Annotated in this window: 12 protein-coding genes and 1 tRNA gene; 7 read left to right on the top strand and 6 right to left on the bottom strand. The window is 71.1% G+C overall.

What is annotated here, in order from left to right; genetic code table 11:
• Positions 1-56: 56 nt before the first annotated feature.
• From ACODT5_RS36835 to ACODT5_RS36825, 3 genes are read left to right on the top strand one after another with little or no spacing between them, the layout of a single operon-like run.
• Complete coding sequence (locus ACODT5_RS36835; RefSeq protein WP_422523386.1) at positions 57-1,346, top strand: hypothetical protein; 1,290 nt, start codon at positions 57-59, stop codon at positions 1,344-1,346.
• A gap of 10 nt (positions 1,347-1,356) precedes the next feature.
• Positions 1,357-2,148 (top strand): maleylpyruvate isomerase family mycothiol-dependent enzyme, encoded by a 792-nt coding sequence (locus tag ACODT5_RS36830; protein WP_422523385.1) that lies wholly within the window; start codon positions 1,357-1,359, stop codon positions 2,146-2,148.
• Between the two features lie 38 nt (positions 2,149-2,186).
• Positions 2,187-3,011, top strand: coding sequence for an META domain-containing protein (locus tag ACODT5_RS36825; protein ID WP_422523384.1), 825 nt, complete (start codon positions 2,187-2,189; stop codon positions 3,009-3,011).
• Between the two features lie 9 nt (positions 3,012-3,020).
• Here the strand turns inward: ACODT5_RS36825 and ACODT5_RS36820 are convergent, their stop codons facing one another.
• The 3 genes from ACODT5_RS36820 to ACODT5_RS36810 form a co-directional block, all read right to left on the bottom strand.
• Positions 3,021-3,614: an HIT family protein gene (locus tag ACODT5_RS36820; protein ID WP_422523383.1), complete on the bottom strand. Its 594-nt coding sequence runs from the start codon at positions 3,612-3,614 to the stop codon at positions 3,021-3,023.
• A 54-nt stretch (positions 3,615-3,668) separates the two neighbouring features.
• Positions 3,669-5,090 (bottom strand): sulfatase-like hydrolase/transferase, encoded by a 1,422-nt coding sequence (locus ACODT5_RS36815; protein ID WP_422523382.1) that lies wholly within the window; start codon positions 5,088-5,090, stop codon positions 3,669-3,671.
• Between the two features lie 141 nt (positions 5,091-5,231).
• Positions 5,232-5,327, bottom strand: coding sequence for a putative leader peptide (locus ACODT5_RS36810; RefSeq protein WP_323187867.1), 96 nt, complete (start codon positions 5,325-5,327; stop codon positions 5,232-5,234).
• A 159-nt stretch (positions 5,328-5,486) separates the two neighbouring features.
• On the opposite strand from ACODT5_RS36810, the gene purF reads away from it, so the two are divergent.
• Both purF and purM read left to right on the top strand, forming a co-directional pair.
• Positions 5,487-7,004, top strand: a complete 1,518-nt coding sequence (gene purF / locus ACODT5_RS36805; RefSeq protein ID WP_327253640.1) for an amidophosphoribosyltransferase — start codon at positions 5,487-5,489, stop codon at positions 7,002-7,004.
• Between the two features lie 162 nt (positions 7,005-7,166).
• Entirely contained in the window at positions 7,167-8,237 is a 1,071-nt protein-coding gene (gene purM, locus ACODT5_RS36800; protein ID WP_422523381.1) for a phosphoribosylformylglycinamidine cyclo-ligase, read from the top strand.
• A gap of 101 nt (positions 8,238-8,338) precedes the next feature.
• Here the strand turns inward: purM and ACODT5_RS36795 are convergent, their stop codons facing one another.
• Positions 8,339-8,611 (bottom strand): DUF3073 domain-containing protein, encoded by a 273-nt coding sequence (locus ACODT5_RS36795; protein WP_214946570.1) that lies wholly within the window; start codon positions 8,609-8,611, stop codon positions 8,339-8,341.
• Positions 8,612-8,909: 298 nt separating this feature from the next.
• Positions 8,910-10,007, bottom strand: coding sequence for a Leu/Phe/Val dehydrogenase (locus ACODT5_RS36790; RefSeq protein ID WP_422523380.1), 1,098 nt, complete (start codon positions 10,005-10,007; stop codon positions 8,910-8,912).
• A gap of 196 nt (positions 10,008-10,203) precedes the next feature.
• Here ACODT5_RS36790 and ACODT5_RS36785 point away from each other — a divergent pair, with 196 nt between their 5' ends.
• Both ACODT5_RS36785 and bldC read left to right on the top strand, forming a co-directional pair.
• Positions 10,204-11,058: a DUF8083 family protein gene (locus tag ACODT5_RS36785; RefSeq protein ID WP_422523379.1), complete on the top strand. Its 855-nt coding sequence runs from the start codon at positions 10,204-10,206 to the stop codon at positions 11,056-11,058.
• 588 nt (positions 11,059-11,646) lie between these two features.
• Positions 11,647-11,853 carry a developmental transcriptional regulator BldC gene (gene bldC / locus ACODT5_RS36780; protein ID WP_003949541.1) on the top strand — a complete coding sequence of 69 codons (207 nt, stop codon included), beginning with the start codon at positions 11,647-11,649 and terminating at the stop codon, positions 11,851-11,853.
• Between the two features lie 697 nt (positions 11,854-12,550).
• Here the strand turns inward: bldC and ACODT5_RS36775 are convergent.
• Positions 12,551-12,624: transfer RNA gene (locus ACODT5_RS36775), tRNA-Asp, on the bottom strand.
• Positions 12,625-12,657: the final 33 nt, after the last annotated feature.

Raw genomic sequence — 12,657 nt, 5'->3', positions numbered from 1 at the left:
TGTTGCCGCCGGGCGATTGGTACGGTCGCGGTCCATCAGCTCACGAGGGGGAATCCATGGGCTCCGTCTTCGAACCGCCCGAGCCGGGAGCGGCGTCCCGCCCCCTGCTGCCGGACCGCGGCCGTCGGCGCAACCGCGTCAACTCCCTTGTGCTGATGGTGGCGCTGGGGGCCGTCATCTTCAGCGGCATGTCGCTCAAGGACTCGTACGGGGCTTGGCAGGACCGCAGGGAGAGCCGCGCGCTGATACAGGACAAGTGCGCCGGGCTCGCGGATCCGGACACCGTGCTCGCACTGCACGGCGGGACCGGCAGGCTGGTCCCCGACCAGGGCTGGGGCCGGCGCAACACCTTCGGGGTCGCCGGCCGCCCCTGGCGGTGCTGGCTGGCCAGTGCCGAAGACGCCACGAAGGGCCCGCACTTCTCCCTCGCGGTGGACGCCCTCCCGAGGGAGCAGCCGCTCCGCGTCATCGGAGACGAGGACGAACCGTTCCGGGGGCTGAGTCCCTCGCGGGGAGAGGACGCCACCGCGCGGGCCGTGGAGGCGAGGCGCCACCCGCTGGGAGACGGAACCCTCGGCGACTACCGGGGCCGCCTCGTGACGGTGACCGCACGCTGCGAGCGGCCCGCCCGGGACGGGACCACGTCCGTGCTGGCCTCGGCCGCCGCCGAGTGGAAGGGCAACGTGTCACAGACGGACGTGCGCTCGCTCGCGGAGATCGCCCGCACGGCGGCCGACCGGTCGGCGCGGCAGATCGGCTGCGAAGCCGTCCTGCCCGAACTGCCCGCGAAGCTCGCCGAGACCTCGGTGGACCTCGGCCCGGCGGCGGCCTCGCAGGGCACCTGCTCCTGGTACGCCGCCTTCCTGCGCGGCGCGGACCGGGGCCGGCTGCCCGACCGCTCCCTCGGAGCCCCCCTCGCCGCCCGCACCCGGGGCGAGTCCTGCGTCCTGGCGGCCAGTCCCGCCGAGGCGGAACGGATCTTCCCGGAACTCACCGGGCAGGAGCGGAGCGACCAGGACCTCGACCGGGTCCTGACCCGCGCACCCTGGTGGATCCAGACCCAGACGTACGTCGGCGACGAGGCCGTCGCGACACAGGTGCCGCACACGGGGTACCCGGTCTCGGTGATCGGGACCAAGGCCGGCCGCGGGGAGCACCTCCGCTACGCCTCGGCCGACTGCCAGGGCCGCCCGGCGGCGTTCACGATGGACACGGACCCCGTGTACGCCCGCGTGCTCGGCCCCCGCCTCGACGAGGTCTTCACGGCCTACGCCACCGAGGCGGCGACGCGGCGCGGCTGCACCGGTCTCGTGCTTCCCGGCCGGGGAGAAGGCGGCCGGGGATAGGGTCGGCCCCATGCCGCCCGCCAAGAAGAAGCCGCGTACCTACGACCACGCCAGGACCCGTACGGCCGTCCTCGCGCAGTTCGGGCACGTACGGGACGCCGTACGGGAGTTGGACCCCGAGCGGCTCGCCCGGCCCAGCGGGGTCGGGGACTGGTCCGTCGCCGAGCTGGCCGCGCATATCGCGTGGATCGCCGACTCGCTGGCCGGCGGCCTCGCCCGGCCGCCCGCCGCCGTCGCCGAACTGCCCGCCGCCGAGTGGCCGTTCGCGACGGCCTCGCTCGCCGGGAAGATCGCCGAGGCCGCCAAGGAGACCCTGGAGGGCGCCCCGCTCGCCGAGCTCTACGACCGGGCCGGCGCCCGCCTGGCCGAGGCGCTCGAAGCGAACCCCGGCGGCCGCGTGCTCGACCTGTGGATCGGCGCGATGACCCTGGCCGACTTCCTGGTCACCCGCACCGTCGAGCTGGTCGTCCACACCGACGACCTGCGCCGCGCCACCGGACTGGACATCCCCGTGGACCGCCAGGCCCTGGCGGCCTGCACCCGGCTGCTCGCCGACGCCCTCGCGCTCAAGGCTCCGGGCGGGGCGGTGGAGTTCCGCGTCCCGCCGTTCGCGGTGGTGCAGTGCGTCGAGGGTCCCCGGCACACCCGCGGCACCCCGCCGAACGTGGTGGAGACCGACGCGCTGACCTGGATCCGGCTCGCCACCGGCCGTACGACCTGGGCCGAAGCCTTGGACGGGGCCCAGGTCCGGGCCAGCGGCGAGCGCGCCGACCTCTCGGCGCTGCTCCCCCTGATGAGCTGATCCGGGAACCGGTTCGCGGCCGGCCGCGTCCCACCGGCATGCGTACGCTGCCGCTCCTCCCCGCCGCCCTGGTCGCCGTACTCGCGCTGTCCGCCACCGCCACCGCCTGCGGTGACGACGGCGCCGCGCCGGGGACGCACCCCGCCCGCGGGTTCTCCGGATCCTGGTCGGTCGAGAGCCTGACCGTCGACGGCAAGGTGCTGCCCGCTCCCGCTGCCGCCCGGATGTCGGTGGAGCGCGGCAAGGGCTACGAGGCCGAGGCGACCGGCAGCTACGGCTGCAACGGGTTCACCGCCGCGGTGGTCTTCGACTCGGCGGCCACCATGACCGTGTCGCCCGGCGCCCACACCGACATGGCCTGCCCCGACCTGCCCTTCGAGACGGCCTTCGCCAAGCTGTTCCGGGGCTCGCTGACCGTGGAACAGGGCCAGGAGAAGATCACGCTGAAGGCCTCCGACGGGAACACGATCGCCCTGACCTCGAAGCCCCCGGCCCCCGCGGCCCCGTTCGTGGCCACGCAGTGGACCGTCGACTCCCTGATCAAGGGGGAGACGGCCTCCTCGATCCCGGCCGGAGCCGAGGGCCGGGCCCGCTTCACCGTGGCCGCGGACGGGACGGTGAGCGGCAACCTCGGCTGCAACCGCTTCAACGCGAGCGCCGCCGTCGAGGGCGACAAGCTCACCGTCGGCCCCCTCACCAGCACCCGGATGGCCTGCGAGGGCGGCCCCGGAGAGGTCGAGCGGGCCCTCACCGACCTGTTCGGCGGCGGCCCGCTCACCTGGAAGGTCAGCGCGGACGCGCTGACCCTCACCGGCAGCGACGGCAGGGCGATCACCGCGAAGGCGGCCTCCGCCGTCGAGTGAGCCCCGGCTTCAGAGGTGCGCGGTCCCGCCGTCCTTCGCCATCGCCCCGGCGATCAGGCGCGCGGACTCGGCCCACACCTCGTCCGGGAGCTTCGGCAGCACGTCGTCCCACAGCGGCAGGCAGGAGCCGCGCAGCTGCAGCATCCCCTCGGGGCGGGCCATCAGGAAGAGGTGCAGGTGGGCGCCGCCGTCCCCCCACTTGTTCACATGGACGCGGGCGATCCCGCCCAGCGTCCGGATCGCCCGCTCCACCCGCTGGAGCATCGCGCCGAGCTCGGACGGCAGGTCCAGCAGGTCGTGGTGGCCGCGCGGCACCAGCATCACCGCCGCCGGCAGCGCGCCGTGCTCGCCGTGCAGCCGCCAGTGTTCGTCCGTCCAGAGGAAGCTCGAGTCCGGTCGGGCGCAGGAGCGACAGGTGTCCGGGCCGGCCTCACCGCCGCGCGGCGGTTCGGGCAGGACCGGCTCCTCCAGCACCTTGATCCGCAGGTCCCCCTCGTACGGGAAGATCTCCCAGAACGGGATGCCGTCGGCGGGGAAGGGGATCCGCTCGCCGATCGGCAATCCACGTACGTACGCACTGGGTTCGGGTATCGCATCGCTCATGATCCGCAGCTTTCCACAGGCTGTGGACCACATCACCGACGCGGGGACAGGTGATCAGCCCGGGTACGGCAGCAGCCCCGCGTCCGTCTTCTCCCAGGCCGCCCGCAGTTCGGCCAGCCGGGCCGGCTCCAGTGCCGCCTTGTCGGCCTGCTCGCGGATGTCCCCGGCCAGGTTGAAGAGCTGGTCGCGGCCCGCCTTGCCGCGGTAGTACTTCCAGTCGCCGCGGCGCAGCGCCCGCTCCCTGCGCACCCGCCAGAACAGGTTGCGCTCGGCGACCTTCTCGCCGCGCGGCAGGTACCCGGCCAGGCTGACCCCGTCCAGCGGGTACGCCGGGTTCGCGCGGGCGCCCGCCAGTTCCAGCAGGGTGGCCGTCCAGTCCGGGGTGAAGACCGGTACGTGGCTGACCTGGCCGCCGTCGAGCCGGGCGGGCCAGCGCACGATGTTCGGGACGCGGATGCCGCCCTCCTGGAGGGAGGCCTTGTTGCCCGCGAGCGGCCAGTTGTGGGAGAAGCGCTCGCCGCCGTTGTCGCTGGAGAAGAAGACCAGGGTGTCCTCCTCCTGGCCGGAGCGCTTCAGCGCCTGCAGCACCTCGCCGATCGACCGGTCGAGGTCCTCGACCATCTGCTTGTACTTCTCGATGGACCCGCCGTCCTCGTGCCACAGGGCCCGCCGGTCGCCGGCCTTGATCCGGCGGGTGATCTCGGCGCTCGCCTCGGTGTCCCCGTCGGCGATCCACGGCCAGTGCGGGGTGGTGAAGTTGAGGTTCAGCAGCCACGGCTTGTCGCCGTGGTCGCGGGAGACGTACTCGCTCGCGCGCTCGGTGAGGATCCGGGTGTAGTAGCGCAGGTCCTTGTACTCGGCGTCGCCCTCGTAGAGGTCGTACGAGCCGTCGCCGCCCAGCTTGGAGTAGTACTCCAGGGCCCCGCCGAAGTTGCCGAAGAACTCGTCCCAGCCCGACTTGGTCGGGCTGTAGTCGGGCAGGGAGCCGCAGTGCCACTTGCCTATCAGCGCGGTCGCGTACCCGGAGCCGCGCAGCAGCGAGGCCAGCGTCGGGTGGGTCGGCTCCAGGCCCGCCGACTTGTCGGCGATGGGCTCGGCGAGCCCGCCCTTGGCGCGGCCCGGATAGCGGCCGGTGTACAGGCTGAAGCGGGTCGGGGAGCAGGTCGCGGAGCCCGAATAGGCGTCGGTGAAGCGGACGCCCTGGCGGGCGAGCCGGTCCAGGTTCGGGGTCTTGATGTGCGGGGAGCCGTAGGAGGACAGGTCGGCCCAGCCGAGGTCGTCCCCGAGGATGAACAGGATGTTCGGGCGGCGGGAGCGGCGGCCGCGCTCGGCCCGGAACTCCCGTTCCTGCGGGCCCGCGTGCTGGGCTTCGGCGGCCGGCGCCGCCTGGGCCGGGGCGGCGACGCCCAGCCCCACCGCCGCGCCGACGGCGCCGCCGAAGGCGCGCCGGGACAGGTTGGGTTCGTACGAGGTCACGGGTACTCCAGAGCACGGCCCGCCGGCCCTCCGGCGCGGGCCGGCTCCGGGCAGCGCGGGACGGCGCAGGGCACGGCGGAGCGGACTCGTAGGGAAAGCGGCGGGAAAGGCGAAAAAAGGAAAGGGAAAAGCGCCGTGTGACTACGCGGAACAGCGACAGATGGCGCTGGCGACACGGACGAGGTCCACGTGTCGGCGCGCGACGAGGGTGACGGTGCGGTCACCGAGAGGCTGCATGGGCCGGAGCCTGTACGAAACCACAGGCGACTGTCAACCAGGGCAATCCGGATATTGAGACGGCCGGGCTCCGAACAGGTTTCGTCACCCTGCGTGCTGTGACATTTCCCGGGCATCCCCAATTCGGACCAGTGGTCGATCTCGCCTACACTTGGAGGCGTGCCTCGTGGTGATGGACGACTCAACCACGACCTGCTCCCCGGCGAAAAGGGCCCCCAGGACGCTTGCGGCGTCTTCGGTGTCTGGGCTCCGGGTGAAGAGGTCGCCAAGCTCACCTACTTCGGACTGTATGCATTGCAGCACCGTGGACAAGAGTCCGCGGGCATCGCTGTGAGCAACGGTTCCCAGATCCTCGTCTTCAAGGACATGGGCCTCGTTTCCCAAGTCTTCGACGAAACCTCTCTCGGCTCGCTCCAGGGTCATATCGCGGTCGGTCACGCCCGCTACTCGACCACTGGTGCCTCCGTCTGGGAGAACGCTCAGCCGACCTTCCGCGCGACCGCCCACGGCTCCATTGCCCTGGGTCACAACGGCAACCTGGTGAACACCGCCGAGTTGGCCGAGATGGTCGCCGATCTCCCCCGTCAGGACGGCCGTGCCACCCAGGTGGCGGCCACCAACGACACCGACCTGGTCACCGCCCTCCTGGCCGGCCAGACGGACGACGACGGCAAGCCCCTGACCATCGAGGAGTCGGCCACCAAGGTCCTCCCGAAGGTGAAGGGCGCCTTCTCGCTCGTCTTCATGGACGAGGGAACGCTCTACACCGCCCGTGACCCGCAGGGCATCCGCCCGCTGGTCCTCGGCCGCCTGGAGCGCGGCTGGGTGGTGGCGAGCGAGACCGCCGCCCTCGACATCTGCGGCGCCAGCTTCGTCCGCGAGGTCGAGCCGGGCGAGCTCATCGCGATCGACGAGAACGGCCTGCGGACCTCTCGCTTCGCGGAAGCAAAGCCCAAGGGCTGTGTCTTCGAGTACGTCTACCTGGCGCGCCCGGACACCGACATCGCCGGCCGGAACGTCTACCTCTCGCGTGTCGAGATGGGTCGGCGCCTGGCCAAGGAAGCCCCTGCCGATGCCGATCTGGTGATATCGACGCCGGAGTCGGGCACGCCCGCCGCCGTCGGGTACGCGGAGGCCAGCGGGATTCCGTACGGCGTCGGCCTGGTCAAGAACGCCTACGTGGGCCGGACCTTCATCCAGCCCTCGCAGACGATCCGCCAGCTCGGCATCCGCCTCAAGCTCAACCCCCTCAAGGAAGTCATCCGGGGCAAGCGCCTGGTGGTCGTCGACGACTCGATCGTCCGCGGCAACACCCAGCGCGCCCTGGTCAAGATGCTCCGCGAGGCCGGCGCGGCGGAGGTCCACATCCGGATCTCCTCGCCGCCGGTGAAGTGGCCGTGCTTCTTCGGCATCGACTTCGCCACCCGGGCCGAGCTGATCGCCAACGGCATGACGGTCGACGAGATCGCCACGTCGCTGGGCGCGGACTCGCTCTCGTACATCTCGCTCGACTCGATGATCGAGGCGACGACCATCCAGAAGCCCAACCTCTGCCGTGCCTGCTTCGACGGCGTGTACCCCATGGAACTGCCCGACCCGCAGCTCCTGGGCAAGCAGCTCCTGGAGTCGGAGCTGGCCGGCGGCACCGACGCCGCCGACGCGCTCCGGCGCCCGTAGGGCCCGAGGCAACGCCGCGTTCCGCGGGCTCGCACGAGCCCGCGGGACCCCGGCACCTCCCCTTCCCCCCTCATCCTGCTCAACCTGCGCGAGGCCTTCTCTTTCAGGCTTTTCCGGGGCCTCGCACCACTCGCAGCAACGACACGAAAGCTCTCTCCTGTCATGACAGAGAAGACCACCGGTGCCAGCTACGCAGCCGCGGGCGTGGACATCGACGCGGGAGACCGCGCCGTCGAGCTGATGAAGGAGTGGGTGAAGAAGACGCAGCGCCCCGAGGTCCTCGGCGGCCTCGGCGGTTTCGCCGGCCTCTTCGACGCCTCCGCCCTCAAGCGCTACGAGCGCCCCCTGCTCGCCTCGGCCACGGACGGCGTCGGCACCAAGGTGGACATCGCCCGCCGCATGGGCGTGTACGACACCATCGGCCACGACCTCGTGGCGATGGTCATGGACGACATCGTCGTCTGCGGCGCCGAGCCGCTCTTCATGACCGACTACATCTGCGTCGGCAAGGTCCACCCCGAGCGTGTCGCGGCCATCGTCAAGGGCATCGCCGAGGGCTGCGTCCTCGCCGGCTGCGCCCTGGTCGGCGGCGAGACCGCCGAACACCCCGGCCTGCTGGGCCCGGAGGACTTCGACGTGGCGGGCGCCGGCACCGGCGTCGTCGAGTACGACCGCCTGCTGGGTGCCGATCGCATCCGTACGGGCGACGCCGTGATCGCGATGGCGTCCTCCGGTCTTCACTCGAACGGGTACTCGCTGGTCCGCCACGTCCTCTTCGACCGGGCCGGAATGTCGCTGGAGGGCCACGTCGAGGAGCTCGGCCGGACCCTCGGCGAGGAGCTGCTGGAGCCCACGAAGATCTACTCGCTGGACTGCATGGCCCTCACCCGTACGGCCGACGTGCACGCCTACTCCCACATCACGGGCGGCGGCCTCGCGGCCAACCTCGCCCGGGTGATCCCGGACCACCTGCACGCCACGGTCGACCGCTCGACCTGGACCCCCGGTGCGATCTTCGACCTGGTCGCCGTGGCCGGGCAGGTGGAGCGCCTGGAGCTGGAGAAGACCCTGAACATGGGCGTCGGCATGATGGCCGTGGTCCCGCAGGAGTCGGTGGACGTGGCCCTGACCGCCCTGTCCGACCGGGGCGTCGACGCCTGGGTCGCGGGCGAGATCCTCGACCGCGGCGACCACACCGAGGGCGCGACGATGACCGGCGACTACGCGAGCTGATCAGCAGGACCGAGTGCGAGCAGCACTGAAACCCGGCCCGGGGCGATGCCCTGGACCGGGTTTCCTTGCTTCATGCCTGGCGTGCAGACACCGCTAGAGCGTCAAGCGCCGCGACGATGCGCCGACGGACCGGACTCTTCGTCCTCGTCTTCGTCGTCATCGTCGTTGTAAAGAGCCGCGTACTTGGCGTACGGGTCATCTTCATCTTGATCGTCATCGTCATCGACTTCGACCGGCACGCTGACAGGCAGCGGCGGATCCGTCGGCGATGCGCCCAGCTCATTGGCCAGACGCGACAAGTCAGTCCCGCCGCTGCTGTACTTCAGCTGGCGGGCGACCTTCGTCTGCTTGGCCTTTGCCCGGCCGCGCCCCATGGCTCGACCCCCTCGGTGACGGGGCTCGACGGCCCCAGAGTCTGACACGCGTTCATGGTTCGGAGCGGGCTCTCCGTGGAGAGACCGTCCGTAGGGGTTTAACGGTACCTGCTTCCGCGGCCATACGGTACGCCGCCCGCATGACGCGCCCCGGTGCAGTACCAGCAAGGCGCCCCGTCCTCGCTGGTCAGCTGCGATTTTAGCCGTTTCCTGGCGGGCGACCCGCCGAAGCGCAGTGAGTTCCGTCTCGCTGCGCCCCGGCGGGCCGCCCCAGAGGCCCCGTAGGGCCCCGCGAGGGTCAGACGGTGCGTGCCGCGCTCCGGGCGTCAGCCATGCGCTGCTCGGCGATGCGGTCGGCGGCCGCGGCCGGCGGAATCCCGTCCGACTTCGCACGTGCGAAGATCTCCAGCGTGGTGTCGAAGATCTTCGTGGCCTTGGCCTTGCAGCGGTCGAAGTCGAAGCCGCGCAGCTCGTCGGCGACCTGGATGACCCCGCCCGCGTTGACCACGTAGTCCGGCGCGTAGAGGATCCCGCGGTCCGCGAGGTCCTTCTCGATGCCGGGGTGGGCGAGCTGGTTGTTCGCCGCACCACAGACGATCCTGGCGGTGAGGGCGGGCACCGAGTCGTCGTTCAGGGCCCCGCCGAGCGCGCAGGGGGCGTAGATGTCCAGGCCCTCCACGCGGATCAGCGCCTCGGTGTCGGCGACGGCGGTCACCTTGCCGGGGTGCTTGTCGAGGATGCGCTGCACGGATTCCGTGCGGACGTCCGTGATGACGACCTCGGCGCCGTCCTCCAGCAGGTGCTCGACCAGGTGGTGGCCGACCTTGCCGACGCCCGCGATGCCGACCTTGCGGCCGCGCAGGGTCGGGTCGCCCCACAGGTGCTGGGCGCTGGCGCGCATGCCCTGGAAGACGCCGAAGGCGGTGAGGACCGAGGAGTCGCCGGCGCCGCCGTTCTCGGGGGAGCGGCCGGTCGCCCAGCGGGTCTCGCGGGCCACGACGTCCATGTCGGCCACGTAGGTGCCGACGTCGCAGGCGGTCACGTAGCGGCCGCCGAGGGACTCCACGAACCGGCCGTAGGCCAGCAGCAGTTCCTCGGACTTCAGTACGTCCGGGTCGCCGATGATGACGGCCTTGCCGCCGCCGAGGTCGAGCCCGGCGAGCGCGTTCTTGTACGACATGCCGCGCGAGAGGTTCAGCGCGTCGAGGACGGCCTCCTCGTCCGAGGCGTACGCGTGGAAGCGCGTACCGCCGAGGGCCGGGCCCAGGGCGGTGGAGTGGATCGCGATGACGGCCTTCAGGCCGGAGGCTCGGTCCTGGCACAGCACGACTTGCTCGTGGCCGCCCTGTTCACTGCGGAACAGGGTGTGCAGGACGCCGTCGGTCATTTCGGTCACGGTGGTGACTCCCATGGATGAGATGCGGCGGGAAAGACGCCCGCCCTGCGGGTGGGGGAGGGCGTGCTGGGAGCAGCGTAAGACCTGAGGGGCCCCGCGATGCTCCCTGTCCGAAGATCGGGACACGCAAGGGTCGGGGAGAGGCGGGGGACCGTCCGCCGGAGTAGCGCCGGGCGGGGCGGGGGAGTACGAGAGCGTGAGCGAATCCCCCGATCCCCGGCTGCCGTCCGCCCGCTCGGCCCCCGCCGTCCCCTACGCCTCCTACCTGCGCGTCTACGAGCCGCTGACGGCCTTCCCGGAGCCCGAGCGCACCCACTGGGCCGACTACGCCCGGCGCGGGGACACCCCGACGGCCCAGGACGAACTGCGACGGTCGCTCGTGGACCTGGTACGGGTGCCCGTGGTCGGGGTCCCGGCGCACGAGAGCGCGGACGCCTTCACCGCCGAGGTCGGCGGGGTCCTGCTGGTCTGCCCCTGGCGTACGAGGCTGCGCGGCTGGCTCGCGCTGGAGGAGCTGGTGGCCGAGTTCCCGGCCCCGGTGCTCGACGCCGCCCTGCCCGCGGCCGCCCGCCGCCGCGCGGCCGAGGAGTACGAGGCCTGGCGCGGGCGGAACCCGGATGCGCGGCCGTGGATCCGTACCGGGGTCTGGCAGGTGCCGCTGCGCTGGTTCGTGCTGGTGTCCGACGAGGAGCGGGAGTACGTGCCGGGCGAGGGGCTGCGCTACCGGACGCCGATGGTGCAGGCCCGGCGCCGGCTCGCGCGGGGGCTGCGGACCCTGCGGGAGGCGGAGGGGTACGGGATGCTCGCCGAGGGGCTGGTGGAGGTCGGGAGCTGGCTGGAGGAGTTCCACCCCCGCTCGATGGTGGAGCTGGACTACGGCGGGCTGCTGCACGCCCTGCCGGCGGACCGGCTGGAGGCCGACCACTCGGCGGCGGACCTGGCGGCGGGGCTCGCGGCCCTGCGGGCCGGGGACCGGGACGGGGCGGCGCGGACGTACGGGGCCCTGGCGGAGCGGTGGCGGGCGGTCCGGGAGAGACTCTTCGCCAACTGAGGGGTCGGGTTCCGGATCCTGTCCGAGTGACCTGCGCGACCCGGGTAGCGGCTCGGGACCCGGTTGTCCATCCGCCGACCGGCCGAGCACGGAAGAGAACGGCCAGCTCAAGGCCGTGATGCCCTCTTTTGGGTCTTTGTTCCGGGACCTACGTCCCGATACGGGCCATTGGCCCAAGCGTGACGGACCGCACTTTCTACACCCTTGCGCCCTTCCCCTACCCTCGTGCCAAAATAGGACAAGGAGTCCGGGGAGGGTTCCTTCCGTCCAACTAAGGGCGGAATGCTCGGTATTGCACTCTACGGGGGGTCTGACGACTCCTGATCGCTCTGTGACTGATCGTCACAGTGGGGTGACTGTCCGTTATGGGACGGTCCATCGGCTTCCGCCGCTGATGAACACCTCGGAGGGCAATTCCATCGGTTTGGCCGTCGAGGCTGGACGGATGGTGTAGTTGTAGTGCCGAGGACAAGCCGTTCGTCCTATAACCGACTCGGCCCGCGTATGTCCATTTCGGGCAACGTGGGCCAAGGTGCAGAATTTAGAGGAAAGAACCGAGATGGTTCGGTTCTCCCGAGGAGGCCGCTCATGACCGCTCGCACCCCTGATGCCGAGCCGCTGCTGACCCCGGCTGAGGTTGCCACGATGTTCCGCGTGGACCCGAAGACGGTCACCCGTTGGGCCAAGGCTGGCAAGCTCACGTCCATCCGCACCCTGGGTGGACACCGCCGCTACCGCGAGGCTGAGGTCCGCGCACTGCTTGCGGGAATTCCGCAGCAGCGCAGCGAGGCCTGAGGTTCCGCAGCACTACTAATTGCCGGGTCTAAATCGGGTCCCCCAATCCGATGAACCCCACACAGCTTCAAACGACCGGACCTGCCCCAACAGGTTCACCAGTCGTTCGATCGCGCTGGACTCCGCCGGGTCCAGCGCGATCTTTTTTATGCCCTGGTCAGGGGGTTATCGGGCTGGTGTGCGGAGCCGGCCGGGGTGGGTGCAATGGCACATATAAAATCGAGCGGGCGTATGAGTCCCATAAAAGGGTGCGTCTCAAAAACACATGGGGTGACTCCCGTCACAGATGATCACTCTTGTGGATCAGGCAATGCACCCCGTAAAGGGACGTGCCGCGCAGAGCGCATCATCCGGACGGGCGATTTCGCGGCCGCGATGGGGTGATGGGGCCGGAGGGGGTGCGGGCGGTGGCGGGGCGAGGCGGTCCGGGTCTCCCCCTTGGCCCCGCGCGGGGCTCCAGGGGCCTCTCAGTGCGCCGTGGAGGGCTTGGTGAGGGTTCTGGGGGAGAGTTGCCCAATCGGGGCCGTGAGGCGGACTGGTGGGCCGCCCGACCCAACGGGGCCGTGCCGTCGTCGGTGCACCCGGCGGCACGTTGGGCCGTACGTCCAGCCGTACGTCGCCCCGCACTTCGGTGCCGCCGTGCCCCGGAAACGCAGCAGGGCCCGCATCCCTGAGGATGCGGGCCCTGCTGATCTTGCGAACCTGACGGGACTTGAACCCGCGACCTCCACCTTGACAGGGTGGCGAGCTAACCAACTGCTCCACAGGTCCTCGATTTGCACCCGCTGGGCGGCTGCGAATCAG

Origin of the sequence: Streptomyces tatrensis, assembly GCF_049310065.1 — a bacterium.
GTDB lineage: Bacteria > Actinomycetota > Actinomycetes > Streptomycetales > Streptomycetaceae > Streptomyces.
The sequence above is the reverse complement of the archived record's forward strand: the minus strand, read 5'-3'. Positions and strand labels throughout refer to the sequence as shown.